This window comes from Litoreibacter janthinus, from assembly GCF_900111945.1.
Lineage (GTDB): Bacteria > Pseudomonadota > Alphaproteobacteria > Rhodobacterales > Rhodobacteraceae > Litoreibacter > Litoreibacter janthinus.
Genome location: NZ_FOYO01000001.1, coordinates 782,205 through 807,091 on the forward strand (window position 1 = coordinate 782,205; position 24,887 = coordinate 807,091).

A 24,887-nucleotide genomic window follows, 5' to 3' on the forward strand; every position below is an offset into this window, starting at 1 on the left:
TCTGCGCCAGCAATGGCGATGAATGTAAGAAAGTATCTTTGATGACAGTAACGCTTCTTGATGGTGGTATGGGGCAGGAGTTGATCGCTCGCGCAGGCCGCGCGACATCGCTTTGGTCCGCGCAAGCGTTGATTGACGCGCCCGATTTGGTTCGCGCGGTGCATGATGACTATTTTGCAGCTGGCGCCGAAGTTGCAACCACCAACAGCTATTCGGTTCTGCCCGATCGGCTAGAGCCGCATGGCATTCTGGACCACCTTGGAACGCTTGCGATTAAGGCCTGCACGCTGGCTTGCCAGTCGCGTGATGCCCACGGATCGGGTCTGGTGCTTGGCTCGCTCGGGCCGCAGGGGTTTTCCTACCAGCCAGATAAGGCTCCGCTCGCTGAAGACGCGGCGGAGGTCTATGCAAAGATCGTCAGGATTCACGCGCCGTTCGTCGATGCCCACATCTTCGAGACGATGTCGTCTGTGGATCAGCTTAAAGGTGCGCTGATGGGGGGGAGCGTGACGGGCAAACCGGTTTGGGTCGCGGTCTCTGTTGACGATCAAGTTGGAACCAAACTGAGGTCCGGTGAGGACGTGACTGACATTTTACCGCTTCTGCAGGAATACAGACCTGCCGCGGTGCTAGTGAATTGTTCAGTGCCAGAGGCGGTCACGAAAGCGGTACCATTGCTGGCAGACTGCGGCTTGGCACTAGGAGCCTATGCGAACGGCTTCACCGGCATTCACAAGGATTTTTCCAAGGTGGGGGCAACGGTTGATATGTTATCGGCTAGGACTGATCTGTCTCCGGAAACATACGCAGATTTCGCAGACAAATGGGTGGCCGCAGGGGCAACCCTAATCGGGGGCTGTTGCGAAGTCGGCCCTGCACATATCCGAGAACTGTCTCGACGCCTCAAAGGGGCTCCAGCATGACACTTCCCAATCAAGCACGTGTCGTCATCATCGGCGGCGGCGTCATCGGCTGCTCAGTTGCCTATCATCTTGCCAAACTCGGTTGGAAAGACGTCGTCCTGCTGGAACGTAAACAGCTGACGTCCGGCACCACATGGCATGCGGCGGGTCTGATCGCGCAACTTCGTGCAACAAAGAACATGACCAAGCTGGCGAAGTACTCGCAGGAGCTTTACGGCGACTTGGAAGCGGAAACTGGCGTTGCGACTGGCTTCAAGCGATGCGGATCCATCACTGTAGCGCTCACTGAAGAGCGGCTTGAGGAGATCAATCGGCAAGCCGCGATGGCGCGATCGTTTGGAGTCATTGCAGAGCCCATTTCGCCCGAAGAGGTCAAGAAGCGCTACGAGCTTCTCAATATTGAGGGTGTGACCGGAGGGGTTTACCTGCCGCTCGATGGACAAGGGGATCCCGCGAACATTGCCCACGCCTTGGCAAAGGGGGCTCGGCAAAATGGGGCGCTCGTCAAAGAGGGTTATCTTGTCACTGACATCCACAGGGAGGGGCGCCGTGTAACTGGTGTAGCATGGGAAGATAAGAACGGAATTTCAGGCTCTATTCAGGCAGAACACGTGGTAAATTGCGGTGGGATGTGGGGTCATCAGATTGGCCGGATGGCCGGTGTGAATGTCCCGCTTCATTCGTGTGAGCACTTCTATATCGTTACGGAAAGCATTCCCGGATTGCAGCAAATGCCGGTTCTTAGGGTGCCCGATGAGTGTGCCTACTACAAAGAGGATGCCGGCAAGGTTTTGCTAGGGGCCTTCGAGCCTGTCGCAAAACCTTGGACTTTGGACATTCCAAAGGATTTCGAGTTCGATCAACTACCTGAAGATTTCGATCATTTCGAACCCATTCTAGAGGCCGCCGTCGAGCGTATGCCTGTGCTTGCTGAAGCGGGTATTCACACCTTCTTTAACGGGCCTGAATCTTTTACCCCGGATGACGCGTATCACTTGGGCCTTGCACCCGAGCTGGACAATTTCTGGGTCGCAGCCGGGTTCAACTCGATCGGCATCCAGTCGGCTGGCGGGGCGGGATCCGCATTGGCGCAATGGATGGACGCGGGTGAAAAACCGTTCGATCTGGGTGATGTGGACATCAGCCGAATGCAGCCATTTCAGGGTAACAAAACCTATTTGTTCGAACGATCGAAAGAGACTCTGGGCCTGCTTTACGCGGATCACTTTCCCTACCTTCAAAAGAAAACCGCGCGCGGCGTCCGCCGTACACCCTTCCACCAACATCTTCTAAACAACGGAGCAGTCATGGGGGAACTTGCTGGTTGGGAACGCGCCAACTGGTTTGCAGATCAGGGCCAAGAACCTGAATATAAATACTCTTGGAAGCGTCAGAATTTCTTTGACAACGTAGCGCAGGAGCACCGTGCCGTCCGCAGTAACGTCGGAATGTACGACATGTCGTCTTTCGGCAAGATCAGAGTCGAAGGACGCGATGCCGAGGCGTTCATGAACTATGTAGGAGGTGGCGATTATTCCGTACCAGTCGGGAAGATCGTCTACACTCAATTCCTCAATACGCGTGGCGGGATTGAAGCCGACGTAACTGTCACCCGACTGTCGGAAACCGCGTATTTGGTGGTGACTCCCGCGGCGACGCGACTCGCGGACGAGACGTGGATGCGCCGCAATGCCAGCGACTACAATGTGGTGATCACGGATATGACCGCAGCGGAGGGAGTTCTTGCAGTAATGGGGCCGAACGCTCGCAAACTGCTTGAGGCGGTGTCGCCTGCGGATTTCTCGAACGAAGCAAATCCCTTTGGCACAGCCCAAGACATCGAAATCGGCATGGGGCTCGCGCGCGTCCATAGGGTCACCTATGTCGGCGAATTGGGCTGGGAGGTCTATGTCGGTGCAGACCAGGCCGCGCATGTGTTTGAGACACTCCTTGAGGCCGGGCATCCGATGGATATGAAGCTGTGTGGCATGCACATGATGGATAGCTGTCGTATGGAAAAAGGCTTCCGTCACTTTGGTCACGACATCACGTCTGAAGACCATGTTATGGAGGCGGGGCTGGGCTTTGCAGTCAAGAAAGACAAGCCCGATTTTATCGGACGAGAGGCTGTGCTGGCAAAGGCTGAACAGGGTCTGAATATGCGTCTTTTGCAGTTCAAGCTGACAGATTCAGAGCCGCTTCTATATCACGCAGAGCCGATTTTGAGAGACGGCGAGATTGTCAGCTATCTGACCTCCGGCGCTTATGGGCATCACTTGGGCGCTGCCATGGGGATGGGGTACATCCCTTGCAAGGGCGAAGCGTTAGCGGATGTGCTGGCCTCCAGCTACGAGATCGATATCGCGGGAACTCGGGTCAAAGCGGAAGTGTCGTCCAAGCCGTTCTACGACCCAAAGTCGGAGCGCGTAAAAGTCTAACTCTTGCAACTGACGGGCCATGATGGTGAATGAGTTCATGACCCGTTTCAATGACATCTCTCCGAAATCCGAAGACAGCCCTGCGGGGTTGGCCTTCGCGATCTCGTCCTATTTTCTGTGGGGGTTCCTGCCACTTTATATGAAGATGCTGTCGCATGTTCCAGCAGCGGAAGTGGTGGTTCATCGGGTCATCTGGTCGATCCCGATTGCAGGGTTGGTGCTGATCCTGCTGGGACGAACTCAGGACATAAAAGAGGCTCTAACAACGCCTAAAATGCTTGCAATGGGCTGCGTCACGGCGGCGCTTATCTCGGTGAATTGGGGCATCTATGTTTGGGCTATCAATTCGGGACATGCGTTGGATGCGGCACTTGGGTATTATATCAATCCGCTATTCTCTGTGTTCATGGGGTTCGCCTTGCTGAAAGAACGCCTGAGCCGCCTTCAATGGGCGGCAATTGCATTGGCCTTTGCGGCCGTCGTGGTGCTGACGATTGACGCCGGTCGCTTGCCATTGGCAGCGATTGGACTGACCGTGTCTTGGGGGTTTTACGCCTTCTTCAAAAAGTCGCTCCCGATTGGGCCCAACCAGGGTTTCTTGCTGGAGGTGTTGATCCTCTCCGTTCCGGCACTGGCCTATTGGGGCTATCTCGGCAGCACGGGAAACAGCCATTTCGATACAGATATGTGGTTGCTTCTGGGCTGTGGCGTCGTCACGTCGGTGCCATTAATGCTATATGCCAATGGTGCAAAACGTCTTCGGCTGACAACGATTGCGATCCTCCAGTATATCGCGCCGACGATGATCTTTCTTGTGGCGGTGTTCGTCTTTGGGGAGCCATTCGGCACTGCACGTGGGATTGCCTTCCCGATGATCTGGGCGGCGCTGATCCTTTATACCTATTCCATGGTGCGAAACCGTGAGCAGTAGCGATTACAACCCACCGACCGACCCGCTGGACGTGATCCACGAGGATGCGGAGCTTTTGCTGGTCAACAAGCCGGCGGGGCTGCTCTCAGTGCCTGGCAAAGGGGAGCATTTGGAAGATTGCTTGATTTCGCGCGTTCAGGTCGCTTTCCCAAGTGCGCTGTTGGTGCACAGGCTTGATCGTGACACCTCGGGGGTGATGGTTTTTGCTCTGACAAAATCTGCGCAAAGGCATCTGGGCCTGCAGTTTGAACGACGCCACACCAAGAAAGTCTATGTTGCGCTGGTGCATGGCGCGGTTGACGGGAAGAGTGGCGAAATTCATTTGCCGATGGTTGTGGATTGGCCCAATAGGCCGCTGCAACACGTGAACTTCGTCCACGGGAAACAGGCTATAACCCAGTGGCGGCGCGGCGCCGTCACCGACGGCGTTACGCGCATGAGGCTGTCACCTCTGACAGGCCGATCCCATCAGCTTCGGGTCCATATGCAGGCCTTGGGTCATCCCATTCTTGGCGATCCGTTTTACTCAGACAACGCTGACCAATACCCGCGCATGATGCTTCACGCGGAAAGCCTGAAATTGCGCCACCCAGAAGGTGGAAAGGCCATCGAGTTCAAAGCGAAGGCTCCGTTCTAGTAAGGGTTCTGGGGCGCGCGGTCTGACGACAGGGACGTTTGGGTTCGTTTAACCAACAGCTCTATCGCGTCGGCAAGATGGATTTCCGCAATACTGGCATCCCCTGCTTCAACACGCAGCTTATGTGCTTCGATCATGACGTCGGCATGAGTGCATCCGTTTGGTGGCTCGAACTTGTAACAAGCGCATTCTATCAGGAACCCAAGGGGATCCTTGAAATAGATACTGTCCATAAAGCCTCGATCTTTGTGACCGGAATGCGCGATGCCACGCTCACCTAGGCGAGCCTCAATTTGACGGAAGGTCGCGAGACTCACATTGATGGCCAAGTGGTGGACGCATCCGGCATCCGTCGGCGTGCGGCGATGCGCGCGTGAGCGGTTTTCATTTGTGAAAATAGTAATGAGGCGCCCGTCTCCCGGATCGAAATAGAGATGGCCCTCTGCGGGGTCGTCAAGGTTGGGTTGTTCGAAGACGAAGGGCATACCAAGAAGCCCCTCCCAAAAGTCGATCGAAGTCTGTCTGTCGGCCCCCATCAACGTGATGTGATGGATGCCTTGAGCTTGGATCTTGCGCATGATTGGAGCCTCCAGAAGTGGACAGCATTGATCGTAGCGAGTTTAGTCCATCGGGCAAGGGATCCGGAGAGGGTCCTTTGAATGCGAAAAGGGAGCGCGTTATGCGCTCCCTCCGTGGATCAGATTTCCCTCGCGGCTTTGGCGCTGAGGCTATTTCCAGCCGCTGACTGCCTTCACTTCAAGGAACTCCTCGATCCCGAATGCACCGCCTTCACGACCATTGCCGGACTGCTTGTAGCCGCCGAAGGGCGAGCCTTGTGCAAAGCCGGAGCCGTTCGTTTCGACCATGCCGGACCGTAGACGGCGCGCGACGCGGCGGCGCTTTTCTGTGTCTTCGGACTGGATGTAGTTGGTCAGGCCATAGGGCGTGTCATTCGCCATTTCGATGACCTCAGCTTCGCTATCGAAGGGCATGAGGCACATGACCGGGCCGAAGATCTCTTCTTTATAGATCGTCATGTCTGGGGTCACGTCAGTGAACACCGTGGGGCGGGCATAGAACCCGCGGTTCAGTCCGTCCGGGCGCCCAGTGCCGCCTGCCAAAAGCGTTGCCCCTTCGTCGATGCCTTTCTGGATCAGGTCCTGCACTTTGTTGAACTGCATTTCAGAAACCAGTGGCCCAATATGGCCGCCGTCTTCAGAGGCCGGGGCAACTTTGGTGTTCTCGGCAGTCGCCTTCGCTTGGGCGACAGCTTCCTGATAGCGGGAGCGTTCAACGAACATCCGCGTTGGAGCGTTGCAGCTTTGACCAGTGTTGCGGAAGCATCGAGCGGCACCATCGGTCACTGCGTTGTCACGCGCATCCGCAAAGATGATGTTCGCGCCCTTGCCGCCCAATTCTAGCGATACGCGCTTGAGCGTGTCCGCTGCAGCCTTGGTGATCAGCTTGCCTGCGCGGGACGAGCCAGTGAAAGACACCATGTCCACATCTGGATGCGCTGACAGTTGCGATCCTACGCCCGGTCCGTCGCCATTCACCATGTTATAGACGCCAGCAGGGAAGCCCGCCTCGTCCATGAACTCAGAGAACAGGATGCCGGACAGTGGAGCAATCTCGGACGGTTTCAGAACCACGGTGCAGCCTGCGGCAAGCGCGGGCACAACTTTCAGCACAATCTGGTTCATCGGCCAATTCCATGGCGTGATGAGTGCACAGACGCCAATGGGTTCGCGCAACGTCATTTCGGAGTCAGTGTACGGTGTATCGAACTCGAACTTTTCAAAGGCTTTGATGAACCCCTCAAGGTGCCATGAGCCCGCGCCCACTTGCTGTGCTCGGGACATCTTGATCGGCGCGCCCATCTCGGTCGACATGGCCTGCGCCATGTCTTCTGACCGTTTGTTGTAAACCCCCAGAAGCTTCTTCAGCAGCGCCATTTTTTCGGCTTTCGGTGTGAAAGCCCAATCTTCAAACGCGGCGCGGGCGGCGGCGACAGCGGCGTTGGTGTCGGCCTCGGAGCCAAGCGAAATCGTGGCGCATACTTCCTCGTTCGAGGGGTTAATCACGTCAAAGTCGTTCGCAGCAACGGGTGCGACCCATTGACCGTTTATGTAGAATTTCTTGAGATTGGACATGGGAAGCTCCGTTCGGGGGTGTGTAAGGCTCTGGCGATCATTATATCGGTGACAGAAACCACAAATGGAAGGGGACCGCCATGGGCCTGCGCATTAACGACACTATTCCGAACATCACCGTAACGACCGATCAAGGCGATATCAGCCTGCACGATTTCGTAGGCGACAACTGGGCTGTTATTTTTTCGCACCCGAAAGACTTCACTCCGGTTTGCACAACCGAATTTGGCGCCGTTGCACAACTCGCAGACGAATGGGCCAAACGCGGCACCAAAGTTCTGGGTGTATCCGTGGACGGGGTCGAGGATCACGTCAAATGGAAGCGCGACATCGAGCAAGTCGCCAAAGCCAAAGCCGAGTTTGCAATTGTCGCAGATGAAGACCTGAAAATGGCCAAAGCCTTCGACATGCTTCCAGCCGAGGCCTACCTGCCCGACGGCCGCACTCCCGCAGACAGTGCCACTGTACGGTCCGTGTTCATCGTGGGGCCGGACAAGCAACTGAAGCTGTCCATGACCTACCCAATGACTGTTGGTCGTAATTTTGCGGAAATCCTGCGCGCGCTGGATGGCCTGCAAATGGCAGCCAAAGGAGTTGCAACGCCAGCCAACTGGCAGCTTGGTCAGGATGTGATCGTGCCAACGTCGGTCAGCGCAGAAGACGCAGTCGCGAAGTTCGGCGAAGTCACAGAAGTGCTGCCTTACCTGCGGACGGTCAAAGCCCCCGTCTAAGCGCGACCACGCTGACAAACATGAAGGCCGACCCAATCGGGTCGGCCTTCATGTTTCAAAGGGAATGTCGGGTTAGTGCAGCACAACCTTCGTGCCCATTGGCACCTGCTGGTAGAGGTGCGCGATATGGGCATTTGTCAGTCTCACGCAGCCGTTGGAGATGGCTGACGCAATGGTCCATGGCGCGGACGTGCCGTGAATGCGCAAGAACGTGTCGCCCTTGCCCGGTGCGAACAGATACAGCGCCCGGGATCCTAGCGGGTTGCTTGGCCCGCCGGGCTGCCCGTCTTCCCATTTTTTGTAGGAAGCTGGATCGCGCTCGATCATTTCCTGCGTCGGCGTCCAGGCAGGCCACTCTTTCTTGGCTCCCACGGTAAAGCTGCCAGACTCGTAAAGACCCGCACGGCCAATCCCGCAAGTGTAGCGGATCGCTTTGCCTTCAGGCAGCGTCCAATAAAGAGCAAAGGCCCGTGGATCGACGTGGATCTGGCCCGCTGGCAAATCGCCTTGCAGCGTCACGATGCGTGGTTTGTATTCCTCTGGCATAACCCAAGGCTTGCGCTGCGCAAGCGCGGGTGTGCCGACTGCAGCAGCGGCGATAGATGTTGTCAGAAGTGTGCGACGGTTGATCATTCTTTATCCCTTCCTGTCCTCCCAAAACGTCCGAGAGGCGGCATTGTTCACGCAGTTTAGCGAAGAAATGCTGCAAGGGGCAATAACACCCGTGTGATCATTGCCGTTCAGGGCCAAAAAAGAAGGGTGACCACCGCTAAGGTGGTCATCCGGTCGTGTTTCTGGTGTCGCTCTCTCTAGGAAAGGTTCTTGGCGAAATGCGCCAAGGTGCGGTCCCAAGCCAACTGCGCCGCCGCTTCGTCGTAGCGCGGGGTCGTGTCGTTGTGGAAGCCGTGGTTCGCACCCTCGTAGATGTGCGCTTCGTAGGTTTTGCCGTTCTCTTTGAGCGCCGCCTCGTAAGCTGGCCATCCGGCGTTGATACGTTCATCCAGCCCGCCGTAGTGGATCAGCAGAGGGGCTTGAATGTCGGCCACGTCAGACGCCTGCGGCTGGCGCCCGTAGAAGGGCACAGAGGCCGCCATGTTCGGATAGGCGACGGCCAGTGCATTGCACACGCCACCGCCATAGCAGAATCCGACAGCGCCGACTTTTCCAGTGGAGCCTTCGTGGTTCACCAAGAACTCGAATGCGGCGAAGAAGTCTTCCATCAGCTTCGCGCCATCGAGTTCTTTTTGCATTGAACGACCTTCATCGTCATTGCCAGGGTAGCCGCCAAGTGGCGTCAGACCGTCCGGTCCGAACGCTAGGTAGCCGGCCTTTGCTGCGCGTCGGACGACGTCTTCGATATATGGATTGAGCCCACGATTTTCATGGATGACCAATACAGCCGGCAGTTTGCCCGTCGCGCCTGCAGGTTTGGCCATCAGGCCTTTGATAGTGCCGTGACCGTCGGGACTTTCATACTCGACCGTCATGGTTTCGATTTCGGGATCGTCCGGGGCGACCTGTTGCGCCAGTGCGTAGTTCGGCTGCAAGCTTTCAAGCACGGCAGCAGCGGTCACGCCTGCCGCTACATATTTTGTTGCGTTGGTCAAAAACGCGCGCTTGGTCATCTTGCCATGGACATAGCCATCATAGAGTTCCAGTAGGCGGGGATCAAAGTCAGAGGCTTTCTTGCGTTGCATTGAAGTCGCTCCTTGAGATGAATCTGAACCTCAAACCATAGCGCCAACGCAGCGTTCGGCAATCGTTGCTGGGAACACAAAAAAACCCCGGTGTTTCCACCGGGGTTTTCTGGGTTCAGAGCTGCGCGAGGATTACTCCTCTGCGGCTTCTTCTTTTTTGACTTCTTCGCCAGTTTCCTGATCGACGACTTTCATCGACAGGCGCACCTTGCCGCGATCGTCAAAGCCCAGCAGTTTGACCTTCACTTCTTGGCCCTCTTTGAGGACGTCGGAAGGGTGGTTCAAACGGCGGTTCTCGATTTGGGACACGTGGACTAGACCGTCGCGCTTGCCAAAGAAGTTCACGAAGGCGCCGAAGTCGACGATCTTCACGACGGTACCGGTGTAAACCGCACCTTCTTCTGGCTCTGCAACGATCGAGTGGATCATGTCGTAGGCTTTCTTGATCGCGTCGCCGTTCGGGCTTGCAATCTTGATGACGCCTTCGTCATTGATGTCCACTTTGGCACCAGAGACTTCCACAATCTCGCGGATCACTTTACCGCCGGACCCGATCACTTCGCGGATCTTGTCCGTTGGAATTTGCATGGTTTCGATACGCGGTGCGTGCACCGAGAATTCGCCAGCAGAGGACAGGGCTTTGTTCATCTCGCCAAGGATGTGCAGACGGCCAGCTTTGGCCTGAGCCAGAGCGGTTTTCATGATTTCCGGCGTGATGCCTGCAACCTTGATGTCCATTTGCAGCGAGGTGATGCCGTTCTCGGTACCAGCCACTTTGAAGTCCATGTCGCCAAGGTGATCTTCGTCGCCCAAGATGTCAGACAGAACCGCGTAGGAGCCGTCTTCTTCGAGGATCAGACCCATTGCCACACCAGCAACCGGTGCTTTCAAAGGCACACCAGCGTCCATCATGGACAAAGAGCCACCACAAACGGACGCCATAGAGGACGAGCCGTTGGATTCGGTGATCTCGGAGACCAGACGGATTGTGTACGGGAAGTCGGTGGGTGCTGGCAGAACGGCCTGAAGAGCGCGCCATGCAAGTTTGCCGTGACCGATTTCACGACGGCCGGGAGGGCCAAAGCGACCAACTTCACCAACCGAATAGGGAGGGAAGTTATAGTGCAGCAGGAAGTTCGACTTATACATGCCTTGCAGGCTGTCGATCATCTGCTCGTCATCGCCGGTACCCAGCGTGGTCACAACCAGACCTTGAGTTTCGCCACGTGTAAACAAGGCAGAACCATGGGTCCGTGGCAGCAAGCCTACTTCGGAAACGATTGGACGGATGGTGTCCAGATCGCGGCCGTCGATGCGCTTCTTGTTCTTCACCACATCGCCACGCAGGACGGTGGATTCGAGCTTCTTCAGTGCCGCGCCAAGGTTTTCGTCGTTAAGCTGCTCTTCGGAAAGGCCCTCTTTAGCGGTCGCTTTGGCTGCAGCAACAGCGGCGGTACGCTCTTGCTTGTCGGTGATTGCGTAAGCTGCGCGCATTGCGTCTTCGCCTGATTTCTTAACGGCCTCAAAGAGGTCAGAGTAATCAGGAGCGGAGAAGTTGAACGGCTCTTTCGCGCAATCTTCTGCGAAGTCGATGATCAGGTCGATTGCTGGCTGGATTTGTGCGTGGGCGAATTCTACCGCGCCCAGCATTTCTTCCTCGGTCAGCTCGTAAGCTTCCGATTCCACCATCATCACGGCGTCTTTGGTGCCGGCGACAACAAGGTCCAAACGCTGCTCTGGATTGTAGCGCAGGTTGTGCATGTCATCGAGTTCAGGGTTCAGAATATATTCGCCATCCTCATAGCCTACGCGGCAAGCAGCGATTGGGCCCATGAAAGGCGCGCCAGAGATGGTTAGCGCAGCGGAGGCCGCGATCATTGCAACCATATCTGGGTCATTCACCAGATCGTGGGACAGCACGGTGCAGATCACGAGAACTTCGTTTTTGAAGCCAGGAACAAACAGCGGGCGGATCGGACGGTCGATCAGGCGGGATGTCAGCGTCTCTTTTTCAGTTGGACGTGCTTCGCGCTTGAAGAAACCACCAGGGATTTTACCGGCGGCGTAGTATTTCTCGTTGTAGTGTACGGTCAGCGGGAAAAAGTCCTGACCTGGTTTTTGCTCTTTGGCAAAAGTTACGGCGGCCATAACAGAGGTCTCGCCGTAGGTGGCAATCACGCAGCCGTCAGCCTGACGGGCAATCTTGCCGGTTTCGAGAGTCAGCGTTTCTTCGCCCCACTCGATGGATTTTTTAGTCACGTTAAACATGTATCGTTTCCTATCAGGGAGCACTCCCGGCCTTCCGGGTCTCCCGTTTGAATGGCGGCCCCATTGCCGCCGACCCCAATCCTTCGCATGAGCGCCGGGGTCAGGGCGCACAGTCTCAGATGTGCGGGCTATATAGGGGTTTTAAGCATTTGGGAAGAGGTCGCGCGTTGTCTCACGCGTCAACATTCGTCGCTGCATCACTTGCCGATCGACCAAAGTGTTCTGTGCAGCTCTAAGCCTGTCGACCGCGGGGAAGCTTTGAGATGCCGAACGCCTTGCGCGCCGTGACCAAGCGAAGGTCCTCGGGGTCCATTCCGAGGCTGAGGATGGTCTCCCGATCATACCGAGCTTTGGCGGTCTCTTGATCATACCGCGTGCCAAAAATCGAGTCGATCCAGCCCATGCCAAAGCTGACATGGAACGTAGCATCGTGATCTTGAAAATGGTGGATGAGGTGGCTCTGCGTGATCTTTTGCCCGAACCAGCCCTTCTTGACCTTTAGATGCGCCAGCGTGTGGCAGTACTCGTAGAAAGTGAACGCCGATATAGACCCGACAAACAAGGCGACCGCCGTAAGCGCCGCCGCCGCCGTAAGGCCAACAAACGGCCACAGGACGGCAGTGTGGATGGCGAACGAGATCAGGGCAAATCGAACGGCATACCAATGGTCGTCGCCCGTAAAGAACTCTGCGTCAGTCGGGAATTCGTGATGGGAGATATGGGCGCGGTAAAGCGCGTTGAATGTGGATTGCTCCGTCGGCGGTTCGCGATGGTAGATGAAGCGATGCATCACGTATTCGGTGAGGAACTGCAGCACCATTCCGTAAGCGAGCGCCACTAGAAACCACGGCGAAAATGCAAAGATGAAAACAGCCATGCCCACCAACCAGAGCGGTAACAATCGGTGCAACGTGCCCATGTTTATGAGGACGCGGAAGGTTTCGAGCATGGCGGCATCTCCCCGATAGACTGCAACCATTCAAGAAGGCGCGGCGGCTTGGGTCAATGATTACGTTGCGTTTTGCTGCGGCGCACCTTCGCGTTCAAGACGCTGGGCGCGGACTGATTGCGGAAGCCATCTGTGATTGGGTTCTCGTGTCGGGTGGTGGAACCGGAAACGCAAAACGCCCACCAAAAGGCGGGCGTTCACGAAACTCTTGGTCGGCTGCGGAAATGCTCTCCCGAGGGAGCGCTGGTTCCGCGTACCGTCGCTTATCGACGGATGCCGAGGCGTTTGATGAGGTCTTGGTAACGTGCCTCGTCTTTGCCTTTGGTGTAATCCAGAAGCTTACGACGCAGAGCAACCATCTTCAAAAGACCACGACGACCGTGGTTGTCTTTCTTGTGGGTTTTGAAGTGCTCAGTCAGGGTGGTGATGCGCGAGGTCAGAATGGCAACCTGAACTTCAGGCGAACCAGTGTCGCCCTCTTTGGTTGCAAATTCCTTCATCAGGCGTGCTTTTTCTTCAGCTGTGATCGACATCGGGGTCTCCTTTTAAAGGTTAGTGTGAATGGCGCAGGCCGGGATGTCGTCCAGCAAGGCCCATGGAGTGTCCGGCCAGTTCAATGGCGGATGGGCGCGTATAGGTCGTTTGGCTGAAAAAGGGAAGCCCGAATCTTCGCTTGCTGAAAGGTACGGAATCCCTGCCATCACGGCCCGAAGAGAGCGGCTTTTAACCCTGAATCGAGGCACAAATGAGCACCCATTGAAGCGTTGTTCGCGGTTTGGAAACAATGACCTAACTGTGGCCGAAGTTTGGCAAGAATATGGCGATTTCTCTGGCGGCCCACCGAAACCTTAACATAGTGTTAACAAAGTAAGTTTTTGATTGTTCCTGGGGAGTGAAATCATGATTGGAATTGTAGGCCTTTTGGCTCTTGTCGGTTTGCTGAGTGCAATCTTTGATTCCGACTCTGACGACGGTGAAACTGTGGTTGAGCCACCAGAGCCAACAGGGCTTGTTGGGACCAATGACGACGACATCCTGACTGGCACGATTGACGTCGACATCATGGAAGGCCATGCGGGCGATGATGTGATCTCGGGCCTTGAGGGCGACGACGTTATCGCAGCGGGTCGCGGCGACGACACCGTGAATGGTGGCGACGGCAATGACGATCTGCGGGGCAGCTTCGGCAATGACACTATACTGGGCGATGCCGGTAATGATCTCATCAACGGCGGCGCCGGAGATGACAACCTTGATGGCGGCGAAGGCAACGACACGCTCATCGGCGGTGCGGGTCTCGACATCCTGCTAGGCGGTGCTGGGGACGATATTCTTGGTGGCGGCGGCGATGCCGACCTGATGAACGGCGGTGAGGGCAATGACCAGTTGAACGGTGGCAGCGGTGCTGACGTGCTTCTGGGCGGTGATGGCGACGACCTTTTGGAAGGTGACGGCGGCGACGATACTCTCGACGGCGGCTTGGGGAATGACATTCTGGCTGGCGGTGCAGGCAATGACTTCGTCAATGGCGACGACGGTGACGATGACGTTCGTGGCGGCCTAGGCGATGACATTCTTGCCGGTGGTGCAGGTGAAGACCTGATCAATGGCGGTCAAGGCAATGATTTGCTGCTTGGCGCTTACGATCCGGATGGCGAGTTCGGTCCTTTGGATGCTGACGGTGCGGACATGCTGTTTGGTGCAGAAGGCGACGACGTGATCTATATCGGCTCTGGCGATACAGCCACTGGCGGCGAGGGCGCGGATACGTTCGCTTCCGGCACGATCGTTCGTCCGGGCGAAGCTGGCATTGTGACTGACTTTGATCCTGCCGAAGACACGATCGAGTTGCATTATGACGGCACACTGGGCGACGCGCCTGAAGTGACGCTGGTGACGAACGCCGACGGCTCGGCCAGCATTGCGATGGACGGCAATGTCGTCTTGATCATCAAAACGCCGGGCGATCTGGCGGTTGAAGACATTGTTCTGGACGACTCGCTTTTTGTTGACGCTCCTGCGGCAGCTGCAGTGGCGGCTGCTGAAGAATCTGTTGAAGCAACTCCGGTTGTTGCGAACGAGCCAACAGAGGTGGCTGCAGTAGCTTAAGCCTGCGGCAAGTCTAATCTGACCTGAAAAAGGCCCCGAAGCAGTCAAGCACTGCTTCGGGGTTTTCTTCCATTACAAAGTGACCACTCACGCAAGAGCTGTCGCTGACGTCCAGGGCCCAGTTGCGCCAGATCAGCGCGGGGTCACCTGTTTGGCCTGGAAACCCACCCTCTGCCCACAGAAACCGAAGCGGCGCTGCAATTTTCTTGCCCGCAATGCGGTCGGCTTCGTCCAGCTTCCGGTCAAAGGTCGCCCCCGAGCGATAATCCGCACACATTGCATGGATGCGCTCGGGTATACGGGATTGCGCGCGGTAACTTTCCAGCGCGGCTGCGGGGAGGATGTCCAGTGACTTCGCGTTGGTCCAGCTGCGCAAAGTGTGGTCGATATAAGCTGTTGGGTCGGCGTTGATCATATGCTCTGGCAGCGGGTGTGGTTGGGCGAGGAACGTCCAGTGATACCCTTTCAGAGCCAGATCAGCGCACCAGGCATTCCAAAAATCGCCTGTGGGAACAATTTCTATAATGCCCAGTCGGTTGAGCCTGTCGGGATGGTCCAAAGCAAATCGGTATGCCACACGCCCCCCGCGATCATGGCCCAACACATGCGCCTTTTCGTGGCCGAAATGGTCAAGGATGCCCACAAGATCCAAGGCCATCTGGCGCTTGGAATAAGTCGTGTGGTCAGGGCAGTCGTCGAACGGTGCGTCACTGTCGCCATATCCGCGCAAGTCCGGCACGATGCAGGTGAAATGCTCGGCCAGAACCGGTGCAATGTTCAGCCAGCACATGTGGTTTTGCGGATACCCGTGAAGCAGGACCAAAGCCGGGCCGCTGCCACCGACATGGACAGAAAGCCGGATGCCGTCAGTCACGACGTCATGTCGGGCGAAGCCTGGAAGTGCGGAGTTATCTGAGGTCATTGTGCTAATCCGTTTCTAGGCGAGCGGGCCCGGCGAAAGCCAAAGCTCTGGCTGCTGTGCGTAGGCGATATAGAGCGGATGCTTGGGGTGGCCGGCTTTGCTGAGGCCCAAGTGGTAAAGCGGCATACCAGTGTCGCGCATCAGGTCTTCGACCTGTGGCCCACGGTCCAGATGGGCTCCGTGGGTCCCCCACGCTGCAATCACCGTGTCCGCCCAATTGCAGGCTTCAGTGATTGCTGTGTCATTGGCAGAACCAACAGGTTCGGCGGCTTTGCGCATCTTGAACGGGTCGGTGTCGCGCCATGCAAAGATATTACAAACCCTGAATGACCCGTACCCTAGCGCGCGGGCGCGACGCTCACAGCGCTCGACCGTCGGATCATTTTGCACTTCTGTTGCTGTCGACGGGTTCAGCATCACGAACGAGACTTTCTGGCCGCCTTCATCCCAAATCCGTGTCAGGGCATAGCGATAGCGTTCGCAATCGGAATAAACGGCTGTCGAGGCAGCGTCACCTTTGAGATGTGTGCGGGTGATCATGGGCTGGTTTGTGCCAGCCCGTGACGTTTGGTTCAAGCCTCGGTCTTTTGCGAAAACGGGCCGCGCTCGATCACATAGACGGCGACCAGTGCGTAGAAAATGTGCCCCCAGAACGCGACCCAAGTGATCCCTGTGAACCCAAGGAAGGGCGCGTTGCCAGCGATCAGATGGGCGACGAAGTACAGGGCGAAGACCCAAAGCCCGATGCCATATGCGGTCGCAGTAATCATCCAATGCAGGTTCGGGAGGATCTTGCGTTGGATTGGGCGGGCCACCAGCAGGTACCCAAGGGTATAAACGAACATGCCAGTCAGGACGTGCATGATGTCACCTGCACCCTTCGGGACGGCACCGAAAATCGTTTTTAACGTGGCGGTCGCAAGGCCGACAGGGGCGAGCTTGGCGAAACCGAAGGCTGGGGATAGCCCTTGGCCGAAAAGGTCGAAAGCGACAGTGCCGAGGGCTCCGGCAAGAAGAATGGTCCAAATTTGACGCTGCATGAAGTGCTCCAGAATTGATGTGTTGCACTCTTTGTGCAGCCTGGATGCACTTATGAACAGGTGCCTCACGCAAACGCGTGATTTGCTCGATTGACGCACCTTAACTGTAACATTCAGCTGTGTTTCTGTGAAACAATGCCCCACATCTGCGTGAGATCGCGCGCGCCTCGGCCCGAATTGTTACAGGTCGGGCGTGTTGAACACTCGCGAAGGGTGCAATTCTCCCGCTTTGTAGCGACCAACTGCGACGGCTTTACCATTCAGCGACGCCCATGCTTCGTCCCCGTATTCAACACCAGATCCAATAACCAAGCCGGGGTTCCCGTTGCGCAGCTTGACCGCGCCGCTTTCGGTTGTTGGCAACTCGGGAAGGTCAACAAGCCCGATTTCCAATGGCCCTAGGAACTCCATGATGGCGTCGGTCTTGGCGACTGCGTCAAGTTCTTCAAGCGTTACACCATCCTCGACGTCGAAGGGTCCGGACCAAACACGCCGCAACTCGCGGACGTGACCGTAGCAACCCAACATCTCCCCTAGATCGCGCGCGATGGAGCGCACGTAACCGCCCTTGCCACACACCATTTCTAAGGTGACGTGATCTGCGTCGGGGCGTTCTACAAGGATCAGGCTTTCAACAAACAGTGGGCGCGCTGCGATCTCGACCTCTTCCCCATCGCGGGCCAATTTGTAGGCGCGCTGGCCGTCGATCTTCACCGCTGAGAATTGTGGTGGCACCTGCATGATGTCGCCCGTCAAAGCTGGCAGTGCCGCGACGATATCATCGTCAGATGGGCGGTCGGTGCTTTCCGCAAGAACCTCGCCTTCTGCGTCATCGGTATTGGTCGATTGGCCCAATCGCACGGTAAAGCGGTAAGCTTTCATTGCGTCGGTGACAAAAGGAACGGTTTTCGTTGCCTCACCAAGGGCCACAGCCAAAACGCCAGTCGCGTCGGGGTCCAAAGTGCCAGCATGGCCCGCCTTCTTGGCGTCAAAAGCCCAGCGGACTTTGTTCACGACCGAGGTGGACGTGATCCCGGCAGGTTTGTCGATGACGACCCAACCGGAAATATCGCGACCTTTTTTGCGGCGTCCCATTCTGTGCTCCTGCTTGCGAAGATCGGGTGCTATTGCGCGTGGGGTCGCGCGTCAATCCCCCGCTTATTGCGACGGGAGAGCCTGCCCGATAATCGGCCCCATGCGGGGCCCAACATCGGATCGGCCAAGCTGTTTGGAAAACAGTCGCGAGACGGTGCCGTCAAGAAACAGTGCGTTCGGGCTGTCGAGCACGTCGCGGAACAGTGTCGCCATATCGTGGAAGCGTACAATCCCGTTCGAAATCACAAAATGCGACCTACCCTTGCCGTCTACGCCGACGCCGTTGCGCCGTTTGCGAGAGGTGCTTTGGGGCGTAAATCTCGGGTGGAGCGCACCGTCGATGACCAGCATCGGCCCTGATTGCGTTGCAATGCGGCACGCTGGTGGTTTGGCTGCAAACTTTCGGCTTTCGATGACACGTGCGGTCCCGTCTTCCACGCAATACACGCCGTTTGGAAGCAGCCCGAAATTGCCCGGACCTTCGCGGGTCACAAGTCGGGCCTGTTCCTGAAAGCTGGAAATGAACAGCCCGACAGCGCGACGATCCTCGTGATACATCCCGCCATTCATCGCAAAGGTCAGGGTCTTGCCCTCTTCAGCCAGCATTTCCCGAAGCGAGAAGAACTCGCCGACGACCTGATCGTCATTGTCTCTGAGCCACAGATTCAGCGTGGAGGGGTTCTCGACTGTGCAAACTGTGTAGCTGTCGCCAAGGTGGGACAGATCACGGCAGCCCTCCGCCAGCGCTGGGCTGGTGAACAGGAGCGCTAGGGCTGCGGCTTTAATCCGCGCCCGCATCATCGTCCTTGGCCAGATCTCGGCGCACAGCCTCACTGGCGAAAAGCCGGTTGGTCTCGTCCATGCGGTCGAATGTATCGTCGAGCATGAAGCGGATGTCTGGCGAATGCTTCACTGACATCTGCTTGGTAATCAGGTGGCGGATCTCTCCCTTGTTGCGCGCCAGCGCCGCCAAGGCCTCTTCTTTGTCTTTGCCGCCCAAAGGCAGCACAAAAGCCGTAGCGATACGCAGGTCTGGCGTGACGCGCACCTCGCTCACTGTGATCGACATGCGGTTCAGGTCCGGGTCGTGAATCTCCCCACGGCTCAGTGTTTCCGACAGGGTGCGCCGGATCAGTTCGCCTACGCGAAGTTGTCGTTGCGATGGGCCAGCGCCCGCGAATTTTGAATTCTTTGCCATGGTCTCGCACTTAAGCCCCTTGCCAGTCCCTTGCAACAGGTCCTACACCCTTCGGGCTATAACATATGAGGGTTTCGCAATGACAGGCATCGTTATTACGGGTGCATCGGGCCGCATGGGGCAGATGTTGATCGAGACCGTTCAGGCCTCCGATCACGCGCATTTGGTCGGTGTGACGGAGCGTGAGGGCCACCCGTGGGTCGGGCAGGACCTAGGGCTCGCAATGGGCCAGACCGAGATGGGTGTGCCTGTGGTGTCCGACGCCATCGAGGTTGTTAAAGACGCGCAAGCGATCATTGATTTCACCGCCCCCGCTGCGACTGTGGCCATGGCTGAACTGGCAGCACAGGCCCGCGCGGTGCATGTGATCGGCACGACGGGTCTCAGCGACGATGATCTGGCCAAAATCAAAGCCGCCGCCCGCCACGCGCCGATTGTGCGCGCTGGCAACATGAGCCTTGGGGTGAACCTGTTGGTGCAGCTGACCAAGAAAGTCGCCGCTGCCTTGGATGAAGACTACGATATCGAGGTTGTCGAAGCGCACCACCGCCACAAAGTCGACGCGCCCTCTGGGACTGCGCTCATGTTGGGCGAGGCTGCCGCAGAAGGTCGTGGCGTGGCGCTGAATGACGTCAAAGACAGCGGCCGCGACGGCATCACCGGCGCACGCAAACGCGGCGATATCGGTTTCTCTGCCATTCGTGGTGGCGATATCGTGGGAGAGCACGACGTAATCTTCGCCGCCGATGGCGAGCGCATCGTGCTGCGCCACCTCGCAACCGACCGCGCGGTCTTTGCCCGAGGGGCGCTGAAGGCCGCACTGTGGGGGCAGGGCAAAGGTCCGGGCGAATACGATATGCTGGATGTGCTGGGGCTTTAGAGAAGCGGGTATGCGGGACGAAGCGGTCTTTGGGTTTACGTTTACGAGTAGCCGCTACTCTTAAACTTCGTTGGTTATTCTAAACACCATGACAAAGCTCATCGGCAAGCCGATGCCAGAGTGTTCGACGTTCCACCATGCATTCGAGATATGTTTCGGCAGTTCCTCAAAGTATTCCAAAGTTAGGCCTGAATTGATGCCTCCCATCACTATGTCTGACATTTTGTGACTGAAAGAAGCGTTTGGAGTGGCTTGATAGCTCTCACCGCCATAGTAATCTAGGCCACTATCGTCGATGTAGGCCTCTTTCCGAAAATACGATAACTCCCAATTGATTGGATCATCGGCATGTCCCGGTTCAAACATCATTAAGATCGAGTGATGCTCGTAAATGAAGATTACCCCATCTGGCGCGAGAAGCTTTTCTATCTTTGAGAAGAACCTGTCTATGTCAGGCATCCAGCTCAAGACACCAATGGTTATCATTACAATGTCAAAACTGGAGTGATATTCTCTTGGTATTTCGTGCGCTTCACAACATACGAATTCCACATCCTTTCCGGCGGCTTTGGCCAAATCGTTACCTTGATCGACAAATCCTTGTGCACCATCAAACCCAACACATCGAGCAGCCCCAAGTGTTTTGCAAGACAGTAACTCGACACCGTTGTTGCAGCACACTTGAGCGACGCTTTTCCCGTTCACTCCCAAGCGCTTCAAGTGTGCGGTTGCTGTGTCATCCAGAACCGAAAATCTCGGCCTGCAAACGCGCTCCAGTAACTCGGATTGATTATGGCGTGCATGTATTGGGGCAACCTCGTCCCAAGCGCTGAGGTTTGCTTGTATGTATGCGTTGTCTGATTGGCGTTTCTTCATCGCAATTCTTCCGCTCTTAGTAAAAAAGCACGGTGCTGATGCGAAAAGCAAGCCTTCTGGCCGCAGGTAGTCAAAAGTGAGTGGCTTCAACTCGTTCTACTAAGCGGGCATTCGAGAATACTGCCGAAGTTGACCGTTTGGGCTCAAAGCGGCCCTTCGCCTAAAAATCGACCGCAATTCCCATACCTTCCCAATCGCCAAATCGAAAAGGCTCTTTGTCTTCGTTACGGGTCAAACCCCGCCTTCTCCCCCCGACTGATCCAAATCCCGCAACGGGCCGTATCTTTCCCAAAGCCACTGGGAGAATGACGCCATGACTGCACTTAGACTTTCGCCCTACGCTGCCGCCTTTCTGGCGTGCATGGCGCTGCCGGCCGCTGCGTTTGACCGCATATCGACCAAGTCGGAATTCGTGAGAACTGTCAGCGGAAAAGACCTGACGATCTTTGGAATATCCGTCACCGTGCAGCCGGATGGAGGCATCGGAGGCAAGGCGTACGGGCGCAAGGTAGAGGGCCAATGGAGCTGGCGTGATGGCTATTTCTGCCGGGATTTGTTCTGGGGTGACATGGACCTTGGCCCGAATTGCCAAGAAGTCCGCGTGAACGGGGACGTGATCCGCTTTCAATCCGACAAAGGCACGGGTCGCTTTGCAGACCTGACGATGCGTTAAGGCGCGGGCCTAGAAATCGACCGCGATCCCTTTTCGTTCCCAATCGCCGTAGCGCACGGGTTCCGGCCCGTCGCGGCCGCCAAGCTCGCTTGGCAGTTTCAGATCTTTCTCGGCCTTCTTGCGCGCGGCGGCTTCTTCCAACGCGCGAATGGCCTCTGGGGGCAGGTCTTGCTTGTCTGTCATGTCCCGCGTCCTTGTTCCGGTCCTCCGCTTGATATACGGCCCATGGGCAAGGAGACAAGTATGGCGCGACACGAGACCACAACCCCTTCCGGCCTTCACGCAAGACGTGCGGCAGTTCAACTGCTGCGCGGTGTGCTTGAGGAGAAGGAACAGCTTTCGGTTCTGCTGGGCAGCGGCGTGCTGGACCGGTTGGAGCCTGCGGACCGCGCAAGGGCGCAACGGTTGGCGACGACCACGCTGCGCGAGCTGGGTCGGGCCGACGTGGTGATCTCGCAGTTCGTCGAAAAAATGCCGCCCGAGGTGGCGCTGAACATTTTGCGCCTCGCTGTTGTTGAATTGTGCGTCGAAGGCGAAGCGCCGCATGGCGTGGTTGATAGCGCGGTGAACCTGATGAAGCGCTCCGGCCGCTCGCCGCGCATGGCGGGACTGGCGAACGCAGTGTTGCGGAAGGTTGCCACCGAAGGCCCGCAGATGTGGGCGGATATCCCTGCGTCCCCGATGCCCAAATGGCTGCGCCCGCGCGTCGTGCATCTGTTCGACGAAGAAACAGTGCAAGCAATCGAAGCCGCGCATCTGGCAGGCGCCCCGTTGGACATCACCCTTCGGGACGAGACAAAAGCAGAGTATTGGGCTGAGCAACTGGGCGCCGAAGTGCTGCCGACGGGTTCCCTGCGGGGAACCGGCTCCATGCAAGTCACTGAACTTCCTGGATTTGCGGAAGGCGCGTGGTGGATTCAAGACGCCTCGGCCGCCATCGCGGCCCGTATGCTGAATGCCCAAAAGGGCGAGGCCGTGCTTGATATGTGCGCGGCCCCTGGCGGCAAAACGATGCAATTGGCGGCGACCGGAGCCGACGTCACTGCGCTGGACATCTCGGCTGAGCGAATGGCGTGGGTCGAAGAGAATTTGCAACGCACCGGCCTGACCGCGAAACTAATGGTGGAGGACGCGCTGAATGTGCCGGACGATGTGCTCTACGACGCGATCCTGTTGGACGCCCCGTGTTCCGCTACGGGCACGATCCGGCGTCACCCTGACCTGCCGTATGTCAAGGACGGCAAGCAGCTGGACGAGTTGTTTGCGTTGCAATCCGATATGATCGACACGGCTGTCAGCCTGCTGAAACCCGGCGGACGTATGGTCTTCTGCACCTGTTCGCTGCTGTTCGACGAAGGGGAACGTCAGGCCAAAACCGCGATGGAGCGGCATGGATTGACCGAGATCGAGCCGGACATGAAAGGACTTGAACCTGAATGGCGTAGCCGCGTTGGCGGCTTGCGGTTGTCGCCAAGCTATTGGTCGGACCGTGGCGGAATGGACGGTTTTTTCATGATTGCGCTACGCAAGCCTGAATAATCGGTGACAGCTCTGCGATGCCCGCGTAGAATCGCAGGCAAAAGAAGCAGACGAAAAGTCGGTGATATGAGCATTGGGGCTAAAGTCGCACCATCCTTTGGGGTGGAGCGCAATCTTACGTTTATGGACAAGGTGCATGCCCGGCTGAGCGCCATGCGTGCGCAGGCAACAGGCTTTGTGTCACAACCAGAGCCGCGCACCATAGGGTCGTTCGCCAAAGGCAAGCAACTTGCGGCGGGCAATTTCCAGTTCGGCGGTCATTTGGTTCAGGCCGAAGGGCGCTCGCTTTGGGAGATTACTCCGCCAGATACAATGTATGAGGCCGAGTTGAACGGCTTCACATGGCTGGATGATCTTGCCTCTGTCGGAGATAGAGCCTCGCGGCTGATGGCTCAGGCTTGGGTTCACGAATGGATTGAGCGATTTGGCAGCGGGCGTGGTCTTGGTTGGTCCCCTGACCTGACCGGGCGCCGCCTAATCCGCTGGATCAACCATGCGCTGTTCCTGATGAACGGCCAGACACCTGAAGCCAATGACATCTACTACAAGTCACTTGCTCACCAGACGGCCTATCTGGGGCGGCGCTGGGCTGTTGCCTCACGCGGGTTGCCGCGGTTCGAGGCGTTGACCGGGTTGCTCTATGCGTCGCTAAGCCTTGGTGGCATGGAGCGATACGCAGACCCGTCCACCAAAGCGTTGGCGCGCGAATGTGCCGATCAGATTGATGCTGAGGGCGGTATTCCGACGCGCAATCCAGAGGAATTGCTGGAGGTGTTTACCCTCCTGACCTGGGCCGCTGCGGCCTTGAACGAGGCTGGCCGCACTCCATTGCCTGCACATTTGGAGGCGATTGAGCGGATTGCCCCCACTCTGCGGGCCTTGCGCCACTCGGATGGCGGGCTGGCTCGATTTCACGGGGGTGGGCGCGGGCTAGAGGGCCGTTTGGATCACGCGCTGGCCTATTCCGGCGTCAAGGCGTCCCATCTCGACGGGTTGGCTATGGGCTTCGCGCGTTTATCTGGCGGGCGCACCACTGTTGTCGCCGATGTCAGCGCGCCGCCCGCGCTCAATTCTTCACGCGCGGCACATGCCAGTACACTTGCGTTCGAGTTGACCTCTGGTCGCCGTGCTTTGATCGTAAACTGTGGGTCGGGTGCTCCGTTCGGCGCTGAATGGCGCAGGGCAGGGCGGGCGACCCCATCGCATTCCACCTTGTGCATTGACGGTGTTTCCTCGGCCAAGCTTACGGCCCAACCACACGGGGAATTCCTGACCTCAGGCCCGCAGAAAGTCACGGAGCATCGCACCACAAATGATGATGGATCCCAAATCGTAGCAAGCCACGACAGCTATTGTAGGGAATACGGCCTCACCCATGTGCGCAAGATGGAGGTCAGTTTCGACGGCAGCCGCGTCACGGGGGAGGATACGCTGGCCGCATTGTCTGACCCGGGCCGCGTTCAGTTTGAAGCTCATATGGACAAAATCTCCCTACAGGGCGTTCCGTATTCCATACGGTTCCATCTGCACCCAGAAGTAGATGCGTCCTTGGATATGGGGGGAACCGCGGTGTCGCTGGCTTTGAAAAGTGGTGAAGTTTGGGTCTTCCGACCCTCTTTGGCAGCAAAAATGTCGATTGAGCCGAGCGTTTATCTGGAAAAAGGGCGATTAAAGCCCCGTGCGTCCAAACAGATCGTTTTATCCTCGCGCGTGATGGAGTATGCGAGCCAGGTCAGCTGGTCTCTGGCGAAAGCGCAAGACACTCCGTCTTACTTGCGTGACGTGGATGAGGACCTAGAGCTGGCGCTGAAATGACCTCCGCTGCTTG

General features: G+C 57.1%; 25 protein-coding genes. 10 read left to right on the forward strand and 15 right to left on the reverse strand.

Annotated elements, in window-relative coordinates:
- The first annotated feature begins 41 nt into the window (after nucleotides 1–41).
- From BM352_RS03955 to BM352_RS03970, 4 genes are read left to right on the forward strand one after another with little or no spacing between them, the layout of a single operon-like run.
- Nucleotides 42–923, forward strand: a complete 882-nt coding sequence (locus BM352_RS03955; RefSeq protein ID WP_090212810.1) for a homocysteine S-methyltransferase family protein — start codon at nucleotides 42–44, stop codon at nucleotides 921–923.
- A complete protein-coding gene (locus tag BM352_RS03960) occupies nucleotides 920–3,361 on the forward strand; it encodes a GcvT family protein (RefSeq protein ID WP_090212813.1) in 2,442 nt (813 codons plus the stop codon). The genes BM352_RS03955 and BM352_RS03960 overlap by 4 nt, the downstream gene beginning before the upstream one ends.
- 37 nt (nucleotides 3,362–3,398) lie before the next feature.
- Nucleotides 3,399–4,292 carry an EamA family transporter RarD gene (gene rarD / locus BM352_RS03965; RefSeq protein WP_090219835.1) on the forward strand — a complete coding sequence of 298 codons (894 nt, stop codon included), beginning with the start codon at nucleotides 3,399–3,401 and terminating at the stop codon, nucleotides 4,290–4,292.
- Nucleotides 4,282–4,929, forward strand: coding sequence for an RluA family pseudouridine synthase (locus BM352_RS03970; protein ID WP_090212816.1), 648 nt, complete (start codon nucleotides 4,282–4,284; stop codon nucleotides 4,927–4,929). The genes rarD and BM352_RS03970 overlap by 11 nt, the downstream gene beginning before the upstream one ends.
- On the opposite strand, the gene BM352_RS03975 is transcribed toward BM352_RS03970, so the two are convergent.
- On the reverse strand, nucleotides 4,926–5,507 hold the full coding sequence (locus tag BM352_RS03975; protein WP_090212818.1) for a VOC family protein: 582 nt from the start codon (nucleotides 5,505–5,507) through the stop codon (nucleotides 4,926–4,928). The genes BM352_RS03970 and BM352_RS03975 overlap by 4 nt on opposite strands.
- A gap of 150 nt (nucleotides 5,508–5,657) precedes the next feature.
- Nucleotides 5,658–7,082, reverse strand: coding sequence for an aldehyde dehydrogenase family protein (locus BM352_RS03980; protein WP_090212820.1), 1,425 nt, complete (start codon nucleotides 7,080–7,082; stop codon nucleotides 5,658–5,660).
- An 80-nt stretch (nucleotides 7,083–7,162) separates the two neighbouring features.
- Between BM352_RS03980 and BM352_RS03985 the strand changes: the two genes are divergently transcribed.
- Nucleotides 7,163–7,813, forward strand: a complete 651-nt coding sequence (locus tag BM352_RS03985) for a peroxiredoxin (protein WP_090212823.1) — start codon at nucleotides 7,163–7,165, stop codon at nucleotides 7,811–7,813.
- 72 nt (nucleotides 7,814–7,885) lie between these two features.
- On the opposite strand, the gene BM352_RS03990 is transcribed toward BM352_RS03985, so the two are convergent.
- From BM352_RS03990 to rpsO, 5 genes are all read right to left on the reverse strand, one after another.
- Nucleotides 7,886–8,446, reverse strand: a complete 561-nt coding sequence (locus BM352_RS03990; protein WP_090212825.1) for a L,D-transpeptidase — start codon at nucleotides 8,444–8,446, stop codon at nucleotides 7,886–7,888.
- A 176-nt stretch (nucleotides 8,447–8,622) separates the two neighbouring features.
- Complete coding sequence (gene yghX, locus BM352_RS03995; protein WP_090212827.1) at nucleotides 8,623–9,510, reverse strand: YghX family hydrolase; 888 nt, start codon at nucleotides 9,508–9,510, stop codon at nucleotides 8,623–8,625.
- A gap of 132 nt (nucleotides 9,511–9,642) precedes the next feature.
- Nucleotides 9,643–11,778: a polyribonucleotide nucleotidyltransferase gene (gene pnp, locus BM352_RS04000; RefSeq protein WP_090212830.1), complete on the reverse strand. Its 2,136-nt coding sequence runs from the start codon at nucleotides 11,776–11,778 to the stop codon at nucleotides 9,643–9,645.
- 232 nt (nucleotides 11,779–12,010) lie between these two features.
- Nucleotides 12,011–12,727: a sterol desaturase family protein gene (locus BM352_RS04005; protein WP_090212833.1), complete on the reverse strand. Its 717-nt coding sequence runs from the start codon at nucleotides 12,725–12,727 to the stop codon at nucleotides 12,011–12,013.
- Nucleotides 12,728–12,990: 263 nt separating this feature from the next.
- On the reverse strand, nucleotides 12,991–13,260 hold the full coding sequence (gene rpsO / locus BM352_RS04010) for a 30S ribosomal protein S15 (RefSeq protein ID WP_073145673.1): 270 nt from the start codon (nucleotides 13,258–13,260) through the stop codon (nucleotides 12,991–12,993).
- A 367-nt stretch (nucleotides 13,261–13,627) separates the two neighbouring features.
- Here rpsO and BM352_RS04020 point away from each other — a divergent pair, with 367 nt between their 5' ends.
- The gene (locus BM352_RS04020) at nucleotides 13,628–14,836 is read left to right on the forward strand and encodes a calcium-binding protein (protein WP_090212839.1); all 1,209 of its coding nucleotides are present in this window, start codon (nucleotides 13,628–13,630) and stop codon (nucleotides 14,834–14,836) included.
- 13 nt (nucleotides 14,837–14,849) lie between these two features.
- Here the strand turns inward: BM352_RS04020 and BM352_RS04025 are convergent, their stop codons facing one another.
- From BM352_RS04025 to rbfA, 6 genes are all read right to left on the reverse strand, one after another.
- Complete coding sequence (locus BM352_RS04025) at nucleotides 14,850–15,758, reverse strand: alpha/beta hydrolase (protein ID WP_090212842.1); 909 nt, start codon at nucleotides 15,756–15,758, stop codon at nucleotides 14,850–14,852.
- Nucleotides 15,759–15,773: 15 nt separating this feature from the next.
- Nucleotides 15,774–16,298, reverse strand: a complete 525-nt coding sequence (locus BM352_RS04030; RefSeq protein WP_090219837.1) for a DUF1643 domain-containing protein — start codon at nucleotides 16,296–16,298, stop codon at nucleotides 15,774–15,776.
- A 32-nt stretch (nucleotides 16,299–16,330) separates the two neighbouring features.
- On the reverse strand, nucleotides 16,331–16,798 hold the full coding sequence (locus BM352_RS04035) for a hypothetical protein (protein ID WP_090212845.1): 468 nt from the start codon (nucleotides 16,796–16,798) through the stop codon (nucleotides 16,331–16,333).
- A 180-nt stretch (nucleotides 16,799–16,978) separates the two neighbouring features.
- On the reverse strand, nucleotides 16,979–17,893 hold the full coding sequence (truB, locus tag BM352_RS04040) for a tRNA pseudouridine(55) synthase TruB (protein ID WP_090212847.1): 915 nt from the start codon (nucleotides 17,891–17,893) through the stop codon (nucleotides 16,979–16,981).
- Nucleotides 17,894–17,956: 63 nt separating this feature from the next.
- A complete protein-coding gene (locus BM352_RS04045; protein ID WP_342713540.1) occupies nucleotides 17,957–18,691 on the reverse strand; it encodes a phosphodiester glycosidase family protein in 735 nt (244 codons plus the stop codon).
- Complete coding sequence (rbfA, locus tag BM352_RS04050; protein ID WP_090212852.1) at nucleotides 18,675–19,091, reverse strand: 30S ribosome-binding factor RbfA; 417 nt, start codon at nucleotides 19,089–19,091, stop codon at nucleotides 18,675–18,677. The genes BM352_RS04045 and rbfA overlap by 17 nt, the downstream gene beginning before the upstream one ends.
- Nucleotides 19,092–19,170: 79 nt before the next feature.
- Between rbfA and dapB the strand changes: the two genes are divergently transcribed.
- Entirely contained in the window at nucleotides 19,171–19,971 is an 801-nt protein-coding gene (gene dapB / locus BM352_RS04055) for a 4-hydroxy-tetrahydrodipicolinate reductase (protein WP_090212855.1), read from the forward strand.
- A gap of 60 nt (nucleotides 19,972–20,031) precedes the next feature.
- Here the strand turns inward: dapB and BM352_RS04060 are convergent, their stop codons facing one another.
- Nucleotides 20,032–20,847 carry a class I SAM-dependent methyltransferase gene (locus tag BM352_RS04060; protein WP_090212858.1) on the reverse strand — a complete coding sequence of 272 codons (816 nt, stop codon included), beginning with the start codon at nucleotides 20,845–20,847 and terminating at the stop codon, nucleotides 20,032–20,034.
- Between the two features lie 313 nt (nucleotides 20,848–21,160).
- On the opposite strand from BM352_RS04060, the gene BM352_RS04065 reads away from it, so the two are divergent.
- Nucleotides 21,161–21,520, forward strand: coding sequence for a dihydrodipicolinate reductase (locus tag BM352_RS04065; protein WP_245780906.1), 360 nt, complete (start codon nucleotides 21,161–21,163; stop codon nucleotides 21,518–21,520).
- Between the two features lie 9 nt (nucleotides 21,521–21,529).
- Here the strand turns inward: BM352_RS04065 and BM352_RS04070 are convergent, their stop codons facing one another.
- Nucleotides 21,530–21,703: a DUF1674 domain-containing protein gene (locus BM352_RS04070; RefSeq protein ID WP_090212860.1), complete on the reverse strand. Its 174-nt coding sequence runs from the start codon at nucleotides 21,701–21,703 to the stop codon at nucleotides 21,530–21,532.
- A 60-nt stretch (nucleotides 21,704–21,763) separates the two neighbouring features.
- Between BM352_RS04070 and BM352_RS04075 the strand changes: the two genes are divergently transcribed.
- Nucleotides 21,764–23,059: an RsmB/NOP family class I SAM-dependent RNA methyltransferase gene (locus BM352_RS04075; RefSeq protein ID WP_090212862.1), complete on the forward strand. Its 1,296-nt coding sequence runs from the start codon at nucleotides 21,764–21,766 to the stop codon at nucleotides 23,057–23,059.
- Between the two features lie 66 nt (nucleotides 23,060–23,125).
- Nucleotides 23,126–24,874, forward strand: coding sequence for a heparinase II/III family protein (locus tag BM352_RS04080; protein ID WP_245780907.1), 1,749 nt, complete (start codon nucleotides 23,126–23,128; stop codon nucleotides 24,872–24,874).
- Nucleotides 24,875–24,887 lie beyond the last annotated feature (13 nt).

What these genes read in the sequence shown, in the direction of transcription:
- BM352_RS03990 (WP_090212825.1), bottom strand. Translation starts at nt 8,446, where the DNA reads ATGATCAACCGTCGCACACTTCTGACAACATCTATCGCCGCTGCTGCA.
- BM352_RS04005 (WP_090212833.1), bottom strand. Translation starts at nt 12,727, where the DNA reads ATGCTCGAAACCTTCCGCGTCCTCATAAACATGGGCACGTTGCACCGA.
- BM352_RS04030 (WP_090219837.1), bottom strand. Translation starts at nt 16,298, where the DNA reads ATGATCACCCGCACACATCTCAAAGGTGACGCTGCCTCGACAGCCGTT.
- rpsO (WP_073145673.1), bottom strand. Translation starts at nt 13,260, where the DNA reads ATGTCGATCACAGCTGAAGAAAAAGCACGCCTGATGAAGGAATTTGCA.
- BM352_RS04075 (WP_090212862.1), top strand. Translation starts at nt 21,764, where the DNA reads ATGGCGCGACACGAGACCACAACCCCTTCCGGCCTTCACGCAAGACGT.
- BM352_RS04060 (WP_090212858.1), bottom strand. Translation starts at nt 20,847, where the DNA reads ATGAAGAAACGCCAATCAGACAACGCATACATACAAGCAAACCTCAGC.
- BM352_RS03985 (WP_090212823.1), top strand. Translation starts at nt 7,163, where the DNA reads ATGGGCCTGCGCATTAACGACACTATTCCGAACATCACCGTAACGACC.
- BM352_RS03980 (WP_090212820.1), bottom strand. Translation starts at nt 7,082, where the DNA reads ATGTCCAATCTCAAGAAATTCTACATAAACGGTCAATGGGTCGCACCC.
- BM352_RS03975 (WP_090212818.1), bottom strand. Translation starts at nt 5,507, where the DNA reads ATGCGCAAGATCCAAGCTCAAGGCATCCATCACATCACGTTGATGGGG.
- BM352_RS03960 (WP_090212813.1), top strand. Translation starts at nt 920, where the DNA reads ATGACACTTCCCAATCAAGCACGTGTCGTCATCATCGGCGGCGGCGTC.
- yghX (WP_090212827.1), bottom strand. Translation starts at nt 9,510, where the DNA reads ATGCAACGCAAGAAAGCCTCTGACTTTGATCCCCGCCTACTGGAACTC.
- BM352_RS04045 (WP_342713540.1), bottom strand. Translation starts at nt 18,691, where the DNA reads ATGCGGGCGCGGATTAAAGCCGCAGCCCTAGCGCTCCTGTTCACCAGC.
- BM352_RS04035 (WP_090212845.1), bottom strand. Translation starts at nt 16,798, where the DNA reads ATGCAGCGTCAAATTTGGACCATTCTTCTTGCCGGAGCCCTCGGCACT.
- BM352_RS04070 (WP_090212860.1), bottom strand. Translation starts at nt 21,703, where the DNA reads ATGACAGACAAGCAAGACCTGCCCCCAGAGGCCATTCGCGCGTTGGAA.
- BM352_RS04080 (WP_245780907.1), top strand. Translation starts at nt 23,126, where the DNA reads ATGAGCATTGGGGCTAAAGTCGCACCATCCTTTGGGGTGGAGCGCAAT.
- truB (WP_090212847.1), bottom strand. Translation starts at nt 17,893, where the DNA reads ATGGGACGCCGCAAAAAAGGTCGCGATATTTCCGGTTGGGTCGTCATC.
- BM352_RS03955 (WP_090212810.1), top strand. Translation starts at nt 42, where the DNA reads ATGACAGTAACGCTTCTTGATGGTGGTATGGGGCAGGAGTTGATCGCT.
- pnp (WP_090212830.1), bottom strand. Translation starts at nt 11,778, where the DNA reads ATGTTTAACGTGACTAAAAAATCCATCGAGTGGGGCGAAGAAACGCTG.
- rarD (WP_090219835.1), top strand. Translation starts at nt 3,399, where the DNA reads ATGACCCGTTTCAATGACATCTCTCCGAAATCCGAAGACAGCCCTGCG.
- BM352_RS04025 (WP_090212842.1), bottom strand. Translation starts at nt 15,758, where the DNA reads ATGACCTCAGATAACTCCGCACTTCCAGGCTTCGCCCGACATGACGTC.
- BM352_RS04065 (WP_245780906.1), top strand. Translation starts at nt 21,161, where the DNA reads ATGACTGCACTTAGACTTTCGCCCTACGCTGCCGCCTTTCTGGCGTGC.
- rbfA (WP_090212852.1), bottom strand. Translation starts at nt 19,091, where the DNA reads ATGGCAAAGAATTCAAAATTCGCGGGCGCTGGCCCATCGCAACGACAA.
- BM352_RS04020 (WP_090212839.1), top strand. Translation starts at nt 13,628, where the DNA reads ATGATTGGAATTGTAGGCCTTTTGGCTCTTGTCGGTTTGCTGAGTGCA.
- dapB (WP_090212855.1), top strand. Translation starts at nt 19,171, where the DNA reads ATGACAGGCATCGTTATTACGGGTGCATCGGGCCGCATGGGGCAGATG.